This window comes from Prochlorococcus sp. MIT 1201, from assembly GCF_047303415.1.
Lineage (GTDB): Bacteria > Cyanobacteriota > Cyanobacteriia > PCC-6307 > Cyanobiaceae > Prochlorococcus > Prochlorococcus marinus_D.
In genome coordinates, this window is sequence record NZ_CP138947.1 from 2,343,045 (window position 1) to 2,362,766 (window position 19,722).

Consider the following 19,722-nt stretch of genomic DNA (forward strand, 5'->3'; position numbering starts at 1 on the left):
CGCTGCCGAGGAATCACCCCAATGCTGAGTGCTTATCGCCAGCTCGCCGCCGAACGTGACGCCCAGGGCATCCCCCCCCTGCCCCTCACTGCCGAGCAAACCCAAGCACTCACCTTACTTTTACAGAATCCACCAGCAGGAGACAGCTCTGAACTGCTTTACCTGCTGCGTGAGCGCATCCCCCCAGGAGTAGATGAAGCTGCCTACGTGAAAGCAACCTGGCTGAGTGCTATCGCCCAGGGAAACAGCAAGAGCCCACTCATTACTCCCTTAGAAGCCACAAAACTGCTAGGCACGATGATTGGGGGGTACAACGTTGCAGCTCTGATTGAGCTGCTTCAACACAATGACCACGAGCTAGCTGAATGCGCCGCTTCAGGTCTGAGTCGCACCCTGCTCGTCTACGACGCTGTCCATGACGTCATCGAGCTAGCTGAAACCAATCGCTTCGCAAAGCAAGTTGTAGAAAGCTGGGCCGCCGCTGAATGGTTCACCTCAAAACCAGTCTTAGCCAAAGAGATCACAGTCACAGTCTTCAAAGTTGATGGTGAAACCAATACCGACGATCTATCCCCCGCCACCCATGCCACCACCCGACCAGACATCCCCCTGCATGCTCTGGCCATGCTGGAAACACGGGATCCCAATGCCCTTGCCACGATCATCAGCCTGAAGGCAAAAGGCCATCCCATTGCCTACGTGGGCGATGTGGTGGGTACGGGCAGTTCTCGTAAATCAGCAATCAATTCGGTGCTTTGGCACATAGGAGCCGATATCCCTTACGTACCCAACAAGCGATCCGGCGGCGTCATCCTTGGCGGCAAAATCGCTCCGATTTTCTTCAACACAGCGGAAGACTCCGGCGCCCTACCAATCGAATGTGATGTCAGTCAGCTGCAAAGTGGCGATGTGATCACCATCCGTCCACATGCCGGCACCATCGAACGGGCCTTCGGAGAAGACAAAGCAGGCGAAATCGTGGCTCACTTCAAGCTCAAACCAATCACCATCAGCGACGAAGTGCGCGCGGGTGGGCGTATCTCCCTACTGATCGGCAGAGCACTAACCGACAAAGTGCGTTCTCAATTTGGACTGTCAACATCCGATCTATTCGTCCGCCCAGGAGACACTCCTGAAACGGGCAAGGGGTATACCCAGGCCCAAAAAATCGTTGGTCTTGCTTGTGGTCTCGAAGGAATACGACCTGGGACCAGTTGCGAACCGCTGATGACAACTGTAGGCAGCCAAGACACAACTGGACCAATGACTCGAGACGAAATGAAGGAGCTCGCCTGCCTGGGATTTGCAGCAGATCTGGTCATGCAAAGCTTCTGCCACACCGCTGCCTACCCGAAGCCTGTAGATCTACAAACCCAGAAAGAACTTCCCGATTTCTTCGCCCAGCGTGGTGGAGTAGCACTTCATCCAGGCGATGGGATCATCCACAGCTGGCTGAACCGCATGCTTCTGCCAGACACAGTGGGAACAGGCGGCGATAGCCACACTCGTTTCCCCTTAGGCATTTCTTTCCCCGGAGGTTCTGGCGTGGTGGCTTTTGCTGCAGCCATCGGTGCCATGCCCCTAGACATGCCGGAATCTGTACTGGTTCGTTTCAGCGGCTCAATACAGAGCGGCATCACACTGCGTGACGTCGTCAATGCGATCCCCTTGATCGCGATTCAAGAAGGTCTACTCAGCGTGGAAAAAGCGAAAAAGCTCAATGTATTTAGCGGCAAAATCATGGAAATAGAAGGATTACCTGATCTGAAGCTGGAGCAAGCCTTTGAACTAACCGATGCCACTGCTGAACGTTCCTGCGCTGGCTGCACGATCAAACTGTCTGAATCAACGGTTGCTGAATACCTTCGCAGCAATATTGCATTGCTAAAAAACATGATTGCCCGCGGTTATCAGGATGCTCGCACCCTGGCAAGACGTATCAAAGCCATGGAAGCTTGGCTGGCAAAGCCAGAATTGATTAGCGCTGATCAAAACGCAGAGTATGCCGAAATCATCAATATCAATCTCGACGAACTCAAAGAGCCCGTATTGGCCTGTCCCAACGATCCCGACAATGTAAAACTACTCAGTGAGGTTGCAAACAATCCAGTGCAGGAAGTCTTTATCGGCTCCTGTATGACCAACATCGGCCACTACAGAGCTGCGGCAAAAATTCTTGAAGGGTCTGGAACCAGCAAAGCTCGCCTATGGGTTTGCCCACCAACAAGAATGGATGAAGCCATGCTTCAAGAAGAGGGTTACTACAAAATCTTCGAAGCGGCAGGGAGCCGAATGGAAATGCCTGGTTGTTCATTATGTATGGGCAATCAAGCACGCGTGGAAGACAACACAACCGTTTTCTCCACAAGCACTCGAAACTTCAACAATCGACTAGGCCAAGGAGCCCAGGTCTATTTAGGCAGTGCTGAGTTGGCAGCAGTATGTGCATTATTAGGTAGAATCCCTACACCAAAAGAATATCTTTCGATCGCAACAGAAAAAATCGATCCCCTCTCATCTGAGCTTTATCGCTATCTAAATTTCAACCAGATTGATGGCTTTGCAGATCAAGGGCGCGTGGTAAGTAAAGACATACAAGCAGAAGTTCTTGCAGAGTTTTCACCCACCAATGGCCATGCCGAATGATCTAAACCGGCAACAAAATCTGATCCAGTCCAGTCGCAGCATCCGCAAACTCTTAGAGCAGCGCTGGTTTGTGGTTGTGCTGGCTCTGATGCTTACGGGCCTTGGAGCTGCCCTCACAGGAGTGCTTTTCAAAGCTGGTATCTATAGCCTCGCCAAGTGGCGATTCCAGCTTCTTGAACTTCTTCCGCCATGGATCGTTCTACCAGCCCTTGGTGCCACAGGAGGCTTGGTTTCTGGGTTGCTTGTTTCCCGTCTAGCCCCCTCTGCGAGCGGTTCAGGGGTAAGCCACATCATGGCGTTTTTACGCCATCGATCCGTACCAATGGGCTTGAGGGTTGGGATGGTCAAGCTAGTCGCAGGAGTTATCGCCATCGGCAGTGGTTTTCCACTTGGTCCAGAAGGACCAGCAGTGCAAATGGGAGGCTCTGTCGCTTGGAAATTTGCTCAATGGTTAAAGGCACCAATCGCCTTTCGCCGAGTCATTGTCGCTGCTGGAGGTGGAGCAGGTCTAGCCGCTATTTTCAGTGCGCCAATTGGAGGCTTTGTTTATGTAATTGAAGAGCTACTTCATTCTGCAAAACCTGCAGTCTTGCTGCTGGTGGTTGTCACCACCTTCTGGGCTGATACTTGGGCAGATGTGTTCGGATTTCTAGGACTAAGTCCATCTGCTGGAAGTCTTAGCAAAGGCGTGGGCTTTCAACTGGAACGTGAATACACACCCCTAGTGCACTTTCTACCAATCGACCTGGGCTACCTAATCGCCCTTGGTTTGGTCACTGGAGTCTTGGCGGAGTTTTACTGCCGCTACGTCCTAGCGATGCAACGCAAAGGTAAAACCTGGTTCGGCAATCGACTCGTTTTAAGGATGGTGCTCAGTGGTGGAGTACTCGGAGGGGTTTATGCAGCTCTTCCTGAGAGCTTTAGGAATTTGGACAACCTCCAAGATCTGGTCGGTGGAGGAGAAGCTGGTCCTCTGATGGCTCTCAGCACCTTCGTCGTGCTGTTTTTCACTACCGGGCTAGCCGCTGCCTCAGGAGCACCAGGAGGCTTATTTGTTCCGATGCTGACCCTAGGAGGAGCAATCGGCCTGGCCTGTGGAGACTGGGCACAAATGCTGACTGGCCATGCACCCAGTACCTTCATTTTTGCAGGTATGGGAGCGTTCGTAGCCAGCTGCTCACGCACACCGATCACGGCCATGTTTTTGGCCTTCGCACTAACAAAAGATTTGCTAATCCTCAAACCAATACTAGTGGCATGCCTAGCGAGCTTTCTCGTCGCTCGCCTCTTTAATGAACACTCAATTTATGAAAGACAAATCACAATGGAATGCAAAGAGTAACCAATCGAAAAAAGTAATCTACTACTTATAATATCTAAATAAACTGGACAATTTGCAGACAGCCCATATTATTTGAATTCTCATAATCTCCATCATAAGACCCGCAAATATCCGCTCCTGAACTTAGGAGGTCAATCAATATTGTCATCAAATATCACAATAACCTAGATCCCTAAGAGGCAGGTAGTCATCGAAATTATTATTCCATCAATATAAAGTGAAGCAAGAAATTTGCCAAAGACAGCTGACAGATCAAAACATATAATCAAGCAAGATCAATCAACTCAATGATGAAGCGCTGATTCCTTAACCATTGATTTATTGACGTACATCAAATCATTTCGCACCCGATGCCAATAGGCTCTTCAGGATGAACTGATGTTGCCAAGGTTGACCTCCTGAACAAGGAAACGCTCCTATTCACCCCCGCCGTTCCCGAACCTGGAGCGCTCCGAGCCGTGCTGGCGTTCCCAAGCACATACAGCATTGGGATTACCAGCCTGGGATATCAAGTCATCTGGGCCACCCTCGCTAAACGTGAAGACATCGATGTAAGGCGGTTATTTACCGATCAAGGGGACATCCCCCATCGCACATGCGACCTGTTCGGAATCTCCCTGAGCTGGGAACTGGATGGTCCGGTATTACTGGATCTACTTGAGCAACAACGCATCCCGCTATGGAGTCATCAACGCGGAGAAAACAACCCGATTGTTTTTGGTGGTGGTCCTGTACTCACAGCTAACCCCGAACCCCTAGCTCCATTTTTCGATGTGGTTTTGTTGGGAGACGGGGAAGAACTTTTACCAGCCTTCATCGATAGGCTCCAACAAGTAAAACAGTTGCCGCGAACTGATCGCCTGCGAGCTCTGGCAAAGATTCCAGGTGTCTATGTACCAAGGTTCTATGAACCCATCTACGACGCTGACGACAGCCTGCTGACAGTAAAGCCCGTCGAATCCGACTTACCCCACTCAATCGCGAAGCAAACCTGGCGCGGCAACACCCTCACTCATTCCACAGTGATCACGCCAGATGCTGCCTGGCCAAACATCCATATGGTTGAAGTGGTCCGCAGCTGCCCAGAACTTTGCCGATTCTGTCTTGCCAGCTATCTCACACTGCCCTTCCGCAGTCCATCCTTAGACGATGGACTCATCCCTGCCATTGAGAAAGGACTCACCGCCACCAAGAGACTTGGACTACTAGGCGCTTCTGTTACCCAACACCCTCAATTTGGTGAGCTACTGCAATGGTTAGACAAAGATCGCTTCAACGACATCCGCCTCAGCGTTAGCTCTGTACGGGCAGCCACAGTAAACTCAGAATTGACCAGGATCCTGAACCGCCGCGGCAGTAAATCACTCACAATTGCCATCGAAAGCGGCAGCGAGCGCATTCGCGCAATGATCAATAAAAAGCTTGCCCAAGAAGAAATTTTTGCGGCTGCCAAATATGCGTTTGAAGGCGGCCTCCGTGGCCTGAAGCTCTACGGCATGGTTGGACTGCCTACCGAAGAAGACTCCGATATAGACGACACGAGCAATCTGTTACTGAACCTCAAAAAAACAACCCCAGGCTTACGCCTCACTCTGGGAGTCAGCACCTTTGTCCCTAAGGCTCATACTCCCTTTCAATGGCACGGGATCAACCGTAAAGCGGAGAAACGACTCAAACAACTAGCAAAACAACTGAAACCAAAAGGCATTGAGGTGCGACCAGAAAGCTTCGGATGGAGCACGATCCAGGCTCTGCTGTCACGCAGTGACCGACGCCTCGCCCCTGTGATTGCATCTGTCCGGGGCTCACACAACAAACTAGGTAGCTGGAAAAAGGCTTACAAAGCAGCACGCGAAGGGGATCTCAGTACAACGACTGAACAAGCCAGACCACTGCCCTGCCCACCAGCCTGGGAAGAAGTGGTGCATGAATCATGGGAGCCATCACGAACACTGCCCTGGACCCATCTAGAAGGGCCCCTCAACCAAAAGCAACTCATCCAACATCATCATCAAGCCCTAAACGAGCATGTTGGAGTGCCTGCTGGGGAATAATGATGCAACGTAATCCAGCCAAAAGAATCCAGCCGGCAATGTTGAGCCGACTGTCAAAGAAAGGCATATCAGTAGCGTGCATCACCACCAGGATCAAACTTGCCGTCCACCAAGCACGGTCAAAGACCGTGCTACTCAAACCTCGGCTTATCAAGACTCCACCAGTCAACACACCACGTCGCAAGACTGTGATCAAGAGGGCTAAAACAGTCCCCACCACTAGCAGAGCCACGGGTATCCCATGGCTCACAGCAAGTTCAAGAGGAAGGTTATGGGCATGGCCATGCCACTGACCAGTCCGCAGCGGATAGAGCACTGAAAAAGCAGCAGCCCCCCAACCCAGCCAAGGACGAGAATCAATAAACTGAAAAGCCAACCCCCACTGGCTCATGCGAGTTGACATCAACTCACGATCCTGGATATGGCGCATGTCATTAAGACGCGCCCAAATACCCTCAGGCACAAACGTGCGTGCCCACTGCTGCAAACCTGAAGGACTGCCTGGTAATGCTGCAAGAGTCACTGGTAACAGCGCTAACACCATCAACGGCAACAACCAGGGCCACCTGGCGGGCCCAAAAACAAAAGGAATCGACAACATCAACCCTCCCCAAGCATTTCGTGAGTCGGTAAGAACCAATGCAGCCACAACAGCAATAGCGACCCCCAAAGCCATACTGCGTTGAAAACGACTGAGGGCAGGCTGAAGCAGAGCTGCCAAACAGAATGGCCAAACCAACGCCAACCAGGCTCCGGCAATATTTGCGTAATCAAACAGACCAGATAAACGGCCAGTAGGCTCCCCGCCGGGAGCCATGAACCAGACGATTAAGCCACCGAACAATTGCCATGGCCCCTGCCATCCCCACCAGAGCTGCCCGAGACCTGTAATCACCACAGGCAAAGTGCCAGCGACAAGCCAAAGGGCACAACGTCGTCGGGCTTCATCACTAACTAAATAAGGCTGAAAACCCCAAAAAGCCCAAAAGAAAGGCAACCAATTCCCCAGACCAACCCAAGCACGTCCACCCGAATAGGCCTGAACGCAACCAAACAGCATCAACAGTGCGGCAATCAGCAAAGGCCAATTCCAGGGATCACGCCAAAACGGTTGCTGTCGCTGACAACTACCAAGCACCAGGGCCGTAAGCAGCAACAGGCCTGCCAACAATGCACTGGAAGGCAATAAAAAAAGCCCCCACTGGAAAACAAGCCAACCCATGGAGGTCGCAGCAGCAGGGCGACATCGAGCCATCCAAGCCAACACCGTCATGCAAAAACAGCGGTTCTACCGCGATAGACCATCACCTGGCGACAAAGATGAAATCTCAAGGCCCTTGCCAAAGCGAGACGTTCCGTATCACGCCCTTTACGAATCAAATCTTCCACCTCATCACGATGGTTTACATGCTCGATGGTCTGCTCAATAATCGGCCCGTCATCCAGATCTTCAGTGACGTAATGGGCTGTAGCACCAATCACTTTCACCCCTCGATCCCAGGCCCTGTGATAGGGCTGTGCCCCCTTAAAAGCCGGAAGGAAGGAATGGTGAATATTAATCACGGTGGGGAATCGCTCTAGAAAAGCACCACTAAGGACCTGCATGTACTTAGCCAACACAACCAGCTCAATCCGATGCTCAGCCAACAAATCCAGCATGGTTTGTTCCGCCTCAGGCTTGCTGGCAGGCGTCATAGGAACACACTCAAAACAAACACCAAACTCCCTGCATAAAGGCTCCAATTGAGAGTGGTTTGCAATCACAAGCGGCACCTGCATCGGCAACTCCCCACTGCGAGTGCGCCAAAGTAGATCCAACAGACAGTGACTCTGCTTGCTAGCGAAGATCGCCACCCGAGGGATCTCATCCGAAAAATGCACTTGCGCCTGACCCCCGAGGCGATCTGCAAGGGCATTCACAGCCGGTGCTATCGCCTCTCGAGGCAATCCGAAGCCCTCAATTCCAAATTCGATCCTGCTCAGAAACAGTCCAGCCCCAACATCCGTATGGTGATCAGCATGAAGAATATTGCCTCCATTAACAGCCACCCATCCCGACAACTCACTCACCAAAGCAGGCCGATCTGGACAGATGAGCTGCAGAATCACACGAAGCTTGTAACCGTAAGGATTCCATACAGCACCAAGAGGGGAGCTCACTCAACCTGATTGCAAAAACTCATTCTGTCTTGACGAACGTCAGCACCAAGAACACCTCAAAGTGAGATGCATTGCTCGTCAATATCAAGAATGACTGCTTCCAGCGTTGCAATCATTGGCGCCGGTGCGGTTGGCGCTGGCACAGCCTGGTATTTAGCCAAGCATGGCCACCAAGTGATGCTGATTGATCCAAAACTGGATCAACCGATTAACCGATCAGGGGCCCTACCGGGAACAACTGCTTCGCTAGGGGTACTCATGGGGCATGTTTTCAGGCGCAGCAGTGGACGAGCCTGGCGACTCCGACAACACAGCATGACCCTCTGGCCAGAGTGGGTTGCAGAACTGAGCAGTCAAGAGCATCCGCTCAAGCTCAACACCCCTCTGATTCAACTTGCGAGTAGCGAAGCAGAAGCCACCCTGATGAAGCAACTCGCAGAACAACGGCAACATCTCGGCCTTGAGCTGATCTCACCAAACTCGAATCCATACATCGGCCGATCATGGCCAAACACACAACATGGGGGGCTGATCTCTCATCAAGACGGTTATCTAGACCCGATACTCCTACAAAAATGCCTACGGGCCGCCCTACAAGACCAAGGCGTACAACAAATCGAAGAGCCAGTCATCTCGCTGGAACGAAATTCATCTGTCGCAGAAAAACAGTGGAGCCTTCAACTTGCGGGAGGAACAAATTTGAACCAAGACGCTGTCGTGATCTGTGCAGCACTGGGCAGCAAAGCCCTGCTGGAATCTCTAGGCCACAGTCTTCCCATGGCCCCTGTGCTTGGACAAGTGCTGGATCTAGAGGTGATCTCAGATCAGCACAATTGGAGCGGCTGGCCTGCAGTACTCGTGAGCCATGGCATCAACTTGATTCCCCACGGAACCAATCAGATCTGGATAGGTGCCACTCTCGAGCCGGGCGTTCAACCAATGTCTAGCCACCTCAAGGCCATGCAAAACCTCGCGGGAGATGCCCCGGATTGGCTAGAGAGCGCGACTGTGAAAAACCAATGGCATGGATTGCGCGCTCGACCTGTCGAACGTCCAGCGCCTCTTTTAGAAAAACTAGAGCCCGGGCTAATCGTTGCTACGGGCCATTACCGAAATGGCGTCTTGCTGGCCCCAGCCAGCGCTGCATGGGTAAAAGAGCAACTCGCTAACGAGACAAGATCTTGACTTGACTCTTGATCAATTTTCAATCATCCAACAGCAAGGCATCCGAAGATAAACAGTTTGCTGGGTCAAAGAAATCTCGATGAGCCGGTAGACGCACACTTGGTTTGCCTTAATTCCTCGAAAAGCCAGTACCCATCTAAATTGATCAAGCTCCTAAAACGCGATTAAAATTACTCAATGCGTAAGAAGCTGCTGCTTGATAGATGGTGAGACTCCATGATGTTGAAGAAATAAAGCAAGAAGCGTTAGTTCAGAGTTATCTCTTTGTCTCGGTGCCTGGCATAAAAATGTAACAACAGGCCAACAGGAACTACTGCCAGCAGACAAGCGAAAATGGTTCCAAGGATTTCCATAAACTTTAGCGAATGGGATTTTGTATCCTGCAAGCTATAACACAGATCACTGCCTATAGACAGTGGATGCAACATTAACACGTTAAAAAGTTCATTAGAAGTTGCCATGCAACAGGCTTTACCCACAAGTCTTTGACTCAGAGCATTCAGATTTACAGAGCAAACTATTCTAAGAGAGAAACATAAGCAATTTAATCTCATCCTAATTTTTAAGACATTACTGCCTACATCGATAACAAATCATTATTTAACGAATGAACCCTAAATCCAATCGTGATGAGGTTGCAAATACTAGAGTTGAAGTTTCTAATTTCTGCAACTATATTCTCATAATACTCTGAAAGATTCACAGCCTCCTCACGATCTAATGCCAAACATAAAATGATGACTCATTTAAGATTCTCTGATAATCCTCGCTCATCAAACGATTCAGAATTCGATTAAGATTAACATTTGCCAAAAAGACCTGAGCCTCCTTTGCATCATTAATTCCAAGATCAATAAGCCTTGTTTATTGATCTTTATGAGACAAAAGATGAAATCTCAAAGGTTTAAAGGGAGTTTAAAATCCTACGGGATCAAGCATGGTCACCTTGCAAAAATTGTGAGTAGATAGGTGCAAAATAAGAGTAAAGAGTTACTCCACTCTTCAAGCACTGATCACAAGATTTAAGTGCTGCCAGGCAATCATTAATATGCTAAAGAACAAGCAGCAAAAAAGATTAAATCAATCAAATCTAGCGGCACATGAGTAGAAATATCCTCAGCATTTCATAGAATTATCCTCTTCCTGCCATCAGGTATGTATTTGTCAGAGTATCCATATCTATCATTTTCATCAAAATAATCGGGTGTCTCAATGTTGATACAATTAGGCATATTAAATCAATCAAACAAAAGATCAGTGGGCAGCAGACCTGCAACCTCCAACAAGCTCTTTACGCATAGATCAACTCTTGGATGAAAGCAAAGCAGCTCTCTCAATTGATCATTCAATCCATATGGTCCGTTAACAAGGCCCTCAATCAAATCATCTTTTTTACAACTATTGGATCTTCAATCTCTCCAGAGAATATTTTGTCATGCCAGCCCATACATAATTAGCATCTGTTGACCAGTGGCAGTCAAGCTACAACGTAAACGAGATCTCGCTATTGTCAAAGGAAGGCTAATGGCTTTAAGCAAGATTGCCAAGCATTCGGATTAATTTCAGCAGAGCAGAATCTCTGATCAAAAAAATCCAAGAAATCCCTTATTTCTTGACGCAAACTTGACCAATTAAAGAATAAAAACAATTAAAAATATATGGCATTCACATAACCATAAAAAATAAATGTTAGCATGAAGAACTTAAAGCTTCTTGCTAACTATAGGGACACATGTATATCAGTCTTGATGACATCAGCAATCAAACTATCCCATCACTTCGACTCAGTAAATTCAGCGTCAATCACATCATCGCCACTACTGGAATCACCAGCACCAGCCGCGCCAGCATCAGCGCCGGATTCTGCGGCGGCAGCACCCGCCTGTTGATAAACAGAAGCGCCCACGGTATAAAGCTCCTGCTGCAGTTCCTCCAATAGTGACTTCATCGCATGAAAGTCATCTTTCTCAATGGCAGCCTTAAGCTTGACGCGCTTATCTTCCACCTTTGCCTTTGAATCAGCATCAACCTTGTCAGCCAACTCTCCAAGCTGCTTTTCCGCCTGATAAACAAGAGTCTCAGCCTGGTTCTTAATGTCAATGCGCTCACGCTTTTCTTTATCAGCTGAGGCATTGGTCTCAGCATCCTTAACCATCTTCTCAACCTCATTTTCAGAGAGGGTTGAAGCACCAGTAATTGAAATACTTTGCTCCTTACCGCTCCCCTTATCCTTGGCATTAACACTAAGAATACCGTTAGCATCGATATCAAAGGTCACCTCAATCTGAGGAACACCACGAGGGGCAGGAGGAATTCCATCAAGACGAAATGTTCCTAAGCTCTTATTATCAGAGGCCATCTCACGTTCACCCTGAAGCACGTGAATCTCCACATTGGTTTGTCCATCAACCGCTGTGGAATAGGTTTCCGACTTCTTAGTAGGAACAGTCGTATTACGCGTAATCATCTTGGTCATCACACCACCAAGAGTCTCCACACCCAAGGAGAGAGGTGTGACGTCAAGCAGCAAGATGTCCTTAACTTCACCAGCCAATACCCCGCCCTGTATGGCAGCGCCTACTGCAACAACCTCATCAGGATTGACAGTCTGATTGGGATCTTTACCCGTAACCCTCTTCACAAGTTCCTGAACTGCAGGCATGCGGCTGGAGCCGCCCACCATCACGATTTCGTCAAGTTCACCAGAAGAGAGTTTGGCGTCCTTAAGAGCCTGCTCCACAGGTACGCGACAACGATCAATCAGCTTTGAAGCCAATTCCTCAAATTTGGCACGTGTCAGGGTTAGATCGAGATGCTTAGGCCCCTCAGAGGTAGCAGTAATAAATGGCAGGTTGATCTCACTTTGCGTAGCACTGGAAAGCTCGATCTTGGCTTTCTCTGCCGCCTCAGTGAGGCGCTGAAGAGCCTGCTTATCCTGACGCAGATCAATACCTTCATTGGCCTTAAAAGTTGCAGCCAGATGATCAACAATCACTTTATCGAAATCATCTCCGCCTAGATGAGTGTCACCAGAGGTAGATAGAACCTCAAAAACACCATCACCTACCTCGAGCACAGAAACATCAAAGGTTCCACCACCCAGGTCAAACACCAGAATGCGCTCATTGCTCTTCTTATCGAGGCCATACGCCAACGCAGCCGCAGTTGGCTCGTTAATGATGCGTAGCACCTCTAAGCCAGCTATCTTGCCGGCGTCTTTGGTGGCCTGTCTCTGTGAGTCATTAAAATACGCAGGCACTGTGATAACGGCCTGGGTTACGTTCTCACCGAGATACTTACCAGCGTCCTCAGCTAACTTGCGCAACACCTGAGCACTCACTTCCTCAGGAGAAAACTGCTTATCAAGAACCGGGCACTTCAACCTCACATTAGAGCCAGACTTCTCAACCTCATAGCTCACTTCCTTCGACTCTTCGTTCACCTCATCAACCCGACGACCAACGAAGCGCTTCGCTGAATAAAAGGTGTTATCAGTGTTCATCACCGCTTGGCGCTTGGCGATCTGGCCAACCAACTGATCCTGATTTTTGGTATAAGCGACCACGGAGGGAGTTGTTCTAAACCCTTCAGCGTTAGCAATCACGACGGGCTTGCCACCCTCCATTACAGCGACACAACTGTTCGTGGTTCCAAGGTCAATGCCAACAACCTTTCCCATTCGTGCCGACCTCCTAAAGATCTCTGTCTTGAACAGGTGCATCCTCGGCAGTGAGACCACTTAGAGGCGAGGTGTGGTTCCCGAACAGCTCGCCCGGCAGGCTGGGCATAGAACCGATCAAGCAATGGGAATGATTAGCGGCACAACCTCCCTAATAGGCCTGCTCGGCCAACCAGTGCACCATTCCCTCTCACCGGTGATGCAAAACGCAGCCCTCGCTGCAATGAATCTCGACTGGTGCTACATGGCCATGCCATGCGAAACCAACGATCTGGCAAATGTGCTCTGCGCTCTGCGTTCGATCAACTGCCTTGGACTGAACATCACCATCCCACACAAACAAGACGTGGCCAAAACCTGTCGAGAGCTCAGCCCATTAGCAAAACGACTTAAAGCCGTCAACACTCTGATCCCTCATGCCGACGGCGGTTGGACAGGCACCAACACAGACGTGGCCGGTTTTATTGCACCCCTTCAAGAAAGCAAGTGCGAGTGGCATGGGCGTCGTGCAGTCGTGCTCGGTTGCGGTGGTAGCGCCCGAGCAGTCGTTGCAGGTCTGCAAGATTTAAAATTGGCTCAAATCATGGTGGTTGGCCGCCGATCTGATGCGCTGAAGAGATTTCTCGATGATCTCCAGCCCAACCCAGCCAGCTCCGAATCTGATTGCCAAGTGCTCTTGCAAGGGATTCTCGAACAGGACCCTGCTCTGATTGAACAGCTAACCAAAGCCGATCTGGTGGTCAACACCACACCAGTAGGCATGTCCCAAAACCGTGCGGAAACATCAACTCCTAGAGCGCCAATGCCCCTGGGGAAGAAGATTTGGCAAAACCTAAGCCCAAAGACAACTCTCTATGACCTGATTTACACACCAAAACCAACCGCCTGGCTGACCTTAGGAACTGAACATGGCTGCCATTGCATAGATGGCCTCGAAATGCTTGTTCAACAAGGCGCTGCCTCTCTAAGGCTCTGGAGCGGCAACAACCAGGTGCCTGTCGAAGAGATGAGAAAAGCTGCTCTGAGCTGGCTCACGGTTTAGCGTCATAGCAGTGATCTGACCCCCATGCTGATCCCTATCTGGCAACGGTTGCTGGGAGTGCTGATTTACATGCTCCCTTGGAGCGACACCATTCCATTTGGGCGAAGTTTATTTGTGCAATTTCCATTGCTTGAATTGCTTGCACTTCCAGCCCTACCTTTAATAATCCTGGAACAAGGGATCCCGTTCGGAAGTCTTCTAATATTTTTCTTGCTATTTCTTGCCGTTGTAAGGAACCCTAAAGTTCCCTATTTTCTTCGCTTCAACACACTGCAAGCACTACTCGTAGACATTGTTGTCGTACTGCTGGGCTATGCCTTCCAAATCCTTCTACAACCTCTTAGTGGTGCTTTCATGCTGCGAACGCTAACCAGCACTGTGCTGGTGGCAATGCTTGCCATCGTGATTTTCGCCCTCATCGAATGCCTAAGAGGACGTGAACCAGACCTGCCAGGTATCAGCCAAGCCGTTCGCATGCAGCTCTCCTAAACACTGACCACAAAGAGATAGGCTGGTCGTTCCGTCGCTCACTGCCGTGAGCCTTTAAGTCCCTGTCGGAACACCTGATGAGTCAACAACCTTATTACGAAACCATGTACATCCTCCGGCCGGACATCCCGGAAGAGGAAGTAGAAACCCATGTCACCAAGTACCGCGAGATGGTGACTGAAGCTGGGGCAGAGGTCCTCGACAATCAAATGCGTGGCAAGCGTCGCCTGGCCTATCCAATCTCAAATCACAAGGAAGGCATCTATGTGCAGCTAAGCCACAACGGCAATGGACAACAAGTGGCCGTGCTGGAAAAAGCCATGCGTCTCAGTGAAGACGTGATTCGCTACCTAACTGTGAAGCAAGAAGGCCCTCTACCCGCGCCCAGAATCGTCCCTGGGAGTGAGCCTGAACCAGTACAACAGCAGGAAGCCGCAGCCGTAGAAGCCTGATCAACACCATTGTTGAAAAAGCTGCTTGGCGTTAGCTTTCTGCCATGCGCACTGCCCATCAGGACCATCAGACCCCTCTTCCCATTTGGAAGAAACAGGAAACACAACAAGAAAATAAAACAATAACCAGACGTGATGCCATCCAAAAATGGCGGCAATCAACAGGCAGGTTGCTGCTAACCAAGGCTGAGATCAGATCTAACTGCAAAGAAAATCCTTATGACCAACAAGATCTACTTAAAAGTCAAATCAAAGACCTTAAGGAGCAAGTCCAGGAATACGAAGCACTCCTAAAAGAACTCCCTGACATTTTCGAACGAAAATTTCAACAACGACTCATCCCCCTACTAGAGCGCTATCGCCTAATCACGCATACTCAAAACGATGCTATTCAAACTGAGTCAATAATGCTTGAGGAGCCTCACCCATTAAGAGTACCTTCCCTGCTTCGCTCAAGATGGCTTGGAGGCAGAGGACAATCTCCACAATAAAACTAATCAAAAGATCACAACTTAACCTCGCCGAGCTGCTGCCCAAAGGCGACTTGGAAGTCCCCAGATGTAGATAAATCCTTCGGCAGCCCTGTGGTCAAAGTTGTCCTCGCTGCCATAGGTAGCCATCTCAGATATATACAAGCTGTTGGTCTCAGAGCTCCGGCCAATCACCATGGCATTGCCTTTTTGGAGACGAATCCGCACCAAGCCATTCACATAAGTCTGAGTGCGATCCATGAATCCATCCAGAGCATCCTTCAAAGGGGAAAACCAAAGCCCCTGATAGACCAGCTCAGCCCATTGCATCTCCAATTGACGCTTCATGCGCAACACATCCGCAGCAAGTGTCAAACTCTCCAATTCCTGATGAGCACGAATCAATAAAAGTAACCCTGGAGTTTCATAAATCTCCCGACTCTTGATACCAACCACCCGATTCTCAATGATATCAAGGCGACCGAAACCATGCCGTCCAGCAAGACGATTCGCCTCCTTGATCAAACCCACCGAATCAAGTCGCACCCCATCAATAGCCACAGGATTACCAGCTTCAAAACTGATCTCAATGTCCTGAGCCTGAGAGGGTGCAGCGTCAATCGAGGAGGTCATGGCAAAGACCTCCTCGGGCGGAGCCACCATCAGATCTTCAAGAGGACCGGCTTCAATACTCCGACCCAACAGATTCAGATCAATCGAATAAGGCGATTTCTTACTCACGGGGGCAGGGATCCCACAGCGTTCGCCATAGGCGATCGCCTCCTCTCTGCTCATACTCCATTCCCGAGCGGGAGTTAGCACCTTGAGATCAGGTGCTAGTGCTGCAATGGCTAAATCAAAACGCACCTGATCGTTGCCTTTACCCGTACAGCCATGAGCCACCGCATCGGCCCCGACCTCCCTGGCAACCTCTACCAACCGACGAGCAATCAGGGGGCGAGCTAAAGCCGTAGACAGTGGATAACGACCTTCGTAAAGAGCATTGGCACGAATCGCCGGCAAAGCAAACTGTTCTACAAAAGGCTCTATCAAATCTCCCACCAGAGACTGACTAGCACCAGCATCAAGAGCCTTAAGGCGGATGGGATCAAGCTCATCGCCCTGACCTAAATCGGCAGCAAAGGTGATCACCTCGTCTACCCCCCATTCATGCTTGAGGTATGGGATGCAAACGCTGGTATCAACACCACCGGAATAAGCAAGCACCACCTTCTTCGCACGCCCCATCAACTGGACTCCGAATCACAATTCAAAGATTCTCCCTTCCCGTTGACCAAAGACCCGGAATCAGCCGAAGAAAATCCCACCCGCATGACCCAAATACCGAGGCCAACCGCAGGAGCAAAGAGCAACAACGCCACCAGGAGGGGCCGAATTACAAAAGGCTCAGGATGCAACAGACCCCAAAACCGCAAGCCAAAGCTGAGTAGTAAGGCCAAGCCCCAGGCAAGAACCATCAAGATCAGCTTGGAAGAAAAAAACACCTGATCAAAGGAAGTCAATGAACTATGTTGGCGGATTGGTCTATGTCCTCACAAATGAGCGCCCTCGATACGATCAACCTGAGCGCACTCGACGGCATCAACCCTGCTCTTACGCGCTATAGAAGAACAGAACCTGCCCCCGTTTTGCCCCTACGCGAAGAACCAGATCTGCTGAGTTGGCTCGAAGCAAGTGGAAGGCTAGTCGCCGATGAAGAATCCACCTCACCAGAGGTCAGCACAGTAGAGGAAGAGGAGCTTTCAGCCTTGATGGGAGAGAAAGAAGATTACAAAGCAGACGACGAACAAACAGAAGAAAACTGGGAAGAATAGCCATTTTCTCAAACCGAAGAAGCCTGCTCACTTCATTAAGCACCGCCAATCAAGCCCTGACGTGAGCAACTCTCCGAAGCCATTGGCTGATACGGATACACAAAGGTGGTGGACTAAAGGGACAACGTCCGCAAGCTTGCTCGGGATCGTTATCTTTGCTGCAAGCTTCACATCGGACCGCTTAATAGCCAACAGTCTGCTGAGCTTGCCGTTGATGATTTCAACACTGATTTCAGTGCTGATCGCAAGCTGGGGCATCCCAAAGTTAAGGGCCCTAAAAATGGGGCAAGTGATTCGAGAAGACGGACCACAGACTCATCAGCGCAAATCTGGTACACCAACCATGGGTGGGCTGCTAGTCGTGCCAGTGGGGCTCATCATCGGAAGTTGCGTCAGTGTGAATGGCGAAAGCAGCGAGCAACTACTAGCTCTGTCATGCATCACCCTGGCTTACATGGTGATCGGTGGCTTCGACGACTGGCGCAGTCTCACGCGCGGAACCAACACTGGTCTTACCCCTCGGGGAAAACTTCTACTTCAAACCGCAGCCGCCCTGATCTTTCTCGCTTGGGCGGGCTGGCAACACTGGATCGGCTCCAGCATCGCCCTGCCCCTTGGCATGTCCATCCAGATGGGATTCATGATCTGGCCACTAGCACTGTTCGTCTTCTTAGCGGAAAGCAACGCCACCAATCTCACCGACGGACTCGATGGGCTAGCCAGTGGCTGCGGGGCGCTTGTCTTCACTGGACTAGCCGTGCAACTGATGCTCAGAGGTAATGATGGCAATCCTGTACTTGCAGGCTTCTGCATGGCAATGGCAGGGGCCTGGCTCGGTTTCCTGATGCACAACCGCAACCCAGCCCAGGTGTTCATGGGCGACACAGGCTCACTAGCAATGGGAGCCGCCTTGAGTGGAGTCGCAATCCTCTCCAACAGCCTCTGGCCGCTTTTGATCATGGGTGGTGTGTTCTTGGCTGAATCCCTTTCTGTGATTATTCAGGTATGGGTTTTCAAAGCCACCAAAGGAACTGACGGCGTTGGACGACGAGTATTCCGCATGGCCCCGCTTCACCACCACTATGAAATCGGAGGTGCCGACGAGCAAATGGTGGTGCGAAGATTTTGGTTAAGCACTGGAGGCTTAGTGCTGTTGGGTCTGCTATTACGCCCCACTGCATAAGTGCTGGCATGAGTTACTTCTATAAGAAATAAAGATGCACTTTTAAACTCACTTCTTGCAAGCAACTCGTATCAGTTCCAGAATATCAATGCCGAAATGAAGGTCATGAAACTACAGGGCTGGAATATCACTACTTGGGTCGCTGGCATGATCCTTCTGATGCTTACCATCTTTTTCGTTTTGAGCGGATGGAATGCCGAAACGATCACCGCATGCATTGATTACACCGGTAGAAGCTCTCTATTTCTCTTCTCCATTGCCTTTACCGCATCGAGTGTCTATTCACTCTGGAAAACACCTTTTACAACCTAGACTCTTCACAACAGGCGCTACATCGGACTGAGCTTTGCAGCCTCGCACTTCATTCACCTCATCCTAATTGTATTGATCTCTTTGAACTTCCCAAAACCTTTCCTCGAAGATCAGCCGATGGGAAAGTGGATTTTCGGTGGTCTTGGTTATGTGTTTATTTTCCTGATGGCCTTGACCTCCACTGATCGAGCCCAGCAATGGATGGGTATGAAAAATTGGAAGAGACTTAATTGGATTGACAGCGACTGGCTTTGGAACGTCTTTCTGCTCACCTACGTTGAACCCACACGTGAAGACCCAAAGTTCTACATCCCCTTCCCTTATGTACACATTGGCCTTGCTCCCTTTGAGGCTTGTCAAGCACACAACCACAAAGACACCTCACGGAGCAGCGCCCTGAAATCTCTAAAGTCCAAATCTTATCAAGCTACCGTTTATCAAAATATTTAAATGGAGGATGCCAAGATTGTAAAGCCACCTTACAGACGACATTTAACCGTCTTTTTGTTCCCACAAAATCCATGCAAAATAAATGCAATTCTGATGTATTGGTAAAAAATACTAGCTCAGAGTCGCACAGCCTAAACAAGCGACAATATGCAAATCTTGGCTTTCAAAGCTATAGCGACAATACAGTTAGCATTTATTGCCTGACTTTATCGAAAATGCTCGTGCTGAATTCAAAAATTGGCGAGATACTTGCCAGAAATTTTGTGTGGCTTTAAAGAATCATCTGCATAGAAACAACTATGCGATTGCTATCGCTCACTAGTCCATGCCAAGTTCTCTTACTGTGATAGGGACAGCAGCATTGTCAAGCGCTTTTAGCAACATTATGGTCGCAAGGCTTAAGTCGTCTATAGTTTTATATAA

Annotated in this window: 16 protein-coding genes; 11 read left to right on the forward strand and 5 right to left on the reverse strand. The window is 49.8% G+C overall.

Features of this window, described 5'->3' with window-relative positions; translation table 11 throughout:
• Nucleotides 1-21: 21 nt before the first annotated feature.
• The 3 genes from acnB to SIB41_RS11360 all read left to right on the forward strand — a co-directional run bounded on the left by acnB (nt 22) and on the right by SIB41_RS11360 (nt 6,042).
• On the forward strand, nt 22-2,646 hold the full coding sequence (gene acnB / locus SIB41_RS11350) for a bifunctional aconitate hydratase 2/2-methylisocitrate dehydratase (RefSeq protein ID WP_413359048.1): 2,625 nt from the start codon (nt 22-24) through the stop codon (nt 2,644-2,646).
• Nucleotides 2,630-3,988 (forward strand): ClC family H(+)/Cl(-) exchange transporter, encoded by a 1,359-nt coding sequence (locus SIB41_RS11355; RefSeq protein ID WP_413359050.1) that lies wholly within the window; start codon nt 2,630-2,632, stop codon nt 3,986-3,988. Before acnB ends, SIB41_RS11355 begins: the two co-directional genes overlap by 17 nt.
• Nucleotides 3,989-4,446: 458 nt before the next feature.
• Nucleotides 4,447-6,042, forward strand: coding sequence for a B12-binding domain-containing radical SAM protein (locus tag SIB41_RS11360; RefSeq protein WP_413359052.1), 1,596 nt, complete (start codon nt 4,447-4,449; stop codon nt 6,040-6,042).
• Here SIB41_RS11360 and SIB41_RS11365 read toward each other — a convergent pair.
• Both SIB41_RS11365 and purU read right to left on the reverse strand, forming a co-directional pair.
• Entirely contained in the window at nt 5,984-7,297 is a 1,314-nt protein-coding gene (locus tag SIB41_RS11365) for an O-antigen ligase family protein (protein ID WP_413361537.1), read from the reverse strand. The two genes, SIB41_RS11360 and SIB41_RS11365, sit on opposite strands and share 59 nt — an antisense overlap.
• Nucleotides 7,298-7,311: 14 nt before the next feature.
• A complete protein-coding gene (purU, locus tag SIB41_RS11370; protein ID WP_413359054.1) occupies nt 7,312-8,202 on the reverse strand; it encodes a formyltetrahydrofolate deformylase in 891 nt (296 codons plus the stop codon).
• A 66-nt stretch (nt 8,203-8,268) separates the two neighbouring features.
• On the opposite strand from purU, the gene SIB41_RS11375 reads away from it, so the two are divergent.
• Nucleotides 8,269-9,387, forward strand: coding sequence for an NAD(P)/FAD-dependent oxidoreductase (locus SIB41_RS11375; protein WP_413359056.1), 1,119 nt, complete (start codon nt 8,269-8,271; stop codon nt 9,385-9,387).
• A 1,774-nt stretch (nt 9,388-11,161) separates the two neighbouring features.
• On the opposite strand, the gene dnaK is transcribed toward SIB41_RS11375, so the two are convergent.
• Entirely contained in the window at nt 11,162-13,066 is a 1,905-nt protein-coding gene (dnaK, locus tag SIB41_RS11380) for a molecular chaperone DnaK (protein WP_413359061.1), read from the reverse strand.
• 130 nt (nt 13,067-13,196) lie between these two features.
• Here dnaK and SIB41_RS11385 point away from each other — a divergent pair, with 130 nt between their 5' ends.
• From SIB41_RS11385 to SIB41_RS11400, 4 genes are all read left to right on the forward strand, one after another.
• A complete protein-coding gene (locus tag SIB41_RS11385) occupies nt 13,197-14,108 on the forward strand; it encodes a shikimate dehydrogenase (protein WP_413361539.1) in 912 nt (303 codons plus the stop codon).
• A 24-nt stretch (nt 14,109-14,132) separates the two neighbouring features.
• Nucleotides 14,133-14,597 carry a Tic20 family protein gene (locus SIB41_RS11390; RefSeq protein ID WP_011131622.1) on the forward strand — a complete coding sequence of 155 codons (465 nt, stop codon included), beginning with the start codon at nt 14,133-14,135 and terminating at the stop codon, nt 14,595-14,597.
• Between the two features lie 77 nt (nt 14,598-14,674).
• Complete coding sequence (gene rpsF, locus SIB41_RS11395) at nt 14,675-15,049, forward strand: 30S ribosomal protein S6 (RefSeq protein ID WP_011131623.1); 375 nt, start codon at nt 14,675-14,677, stop codon at nt 15,047-15,049.
• A 44-nt stretch (nt 15,050-15,093) separates the two neighbouring features.
• The gene (locus tag SIB41_RS11400; RefSeq protein WP_413359064.1) at nt 15,094-15,540 is read left to right on the forward strand and encodes a hypothetical protein; all 447 of its coding nucleotides are present in this window, start codon (nt 15,094-15,096) and stop codon (nt 15,538-15,540) included.
• Nucleotides 15,541-15,561: 21 nt separating this feature from the next.
• Here the strand turns inward: SIB41_RS11400 and SIB41_RS11405 are convergent, their stop codons facing one another.
• Together SIB41_RS11405 and SIB41_RS11410 are read right to left on the reverse strand one after the other, a co-directional pair.
• Entirely contained in the window at nt 15,562-16,767 is a 1,206-nt protein-coding gene (locus SIB41_RS11405; protein ID WP_413359066.1) for an argininosuccinate synthase, read from the reverse strand.
• Nucleotides 16,767-16,997: a hypothetical protein gene (locus SIB41_RS11410; protein ID WP_413359068.1), complete on the reverse strand. Its 231-nt coding sequence runs from the start codon at nt 16,995-16,997 to the stop codon at nt 16,767-16,769. Before SIB41_RS11410 ends, SIB41_RS11405 begins: the two co-directional genes overlap by 1 nt.
• A gap of 81 nt (nt 16,998-17,078) precedes the next feature.
• Here SIB41_RS11410 and SIB41_RS11415 point away from each other — a divergent pair, with 81 nt between their 5' ends.
• The 3 genes from SIB41_RS11415 to SIB41_RS11425 all read left to right on the forward strand — a co-directional run bounded on the left by SIB41_RS11415 (nt 17,079) and on the right by SIB41_RS11425 (nt 19,299).
• Entirely contained in the window at nt 17,079-17,354 is a 276-nt protein-coding gene (locus SIB41_RS11415) for a DUF3134 domain-containing protein (protein WP_041374996.1), read from the forward strand.
• Nucleotides 17,355-17,415: 61 nt separating this feature from the next.
• Nucleotides 17,416-18,537 (forward strand): phospho-N-acetylmuramoyl-pentapeptide-transferase, encoded by a 1,122-nt coding sequence (mraY, locus tag SIB41_RS11420; RefSeq protein ID WP_413359070.1) that lies wholly within the window; start codon nt 17,416-17,418, stop codon nt 18,535-18,537.
• A gap of 429 nt (nt 18,538-18,966) precedes the next feature.
• Complete coding sequence (locus SIB41_RS11425) at nt 18,967-19,299, forward strand: hypothetical protein (protein ID WP_413359073.1); 333 nt, start codon at nt 18,967-18,969, stop codon at nt 19,297-19,299.
• Nucleotides 19,300-19,722: the final 423 nt, after the last annotated feature.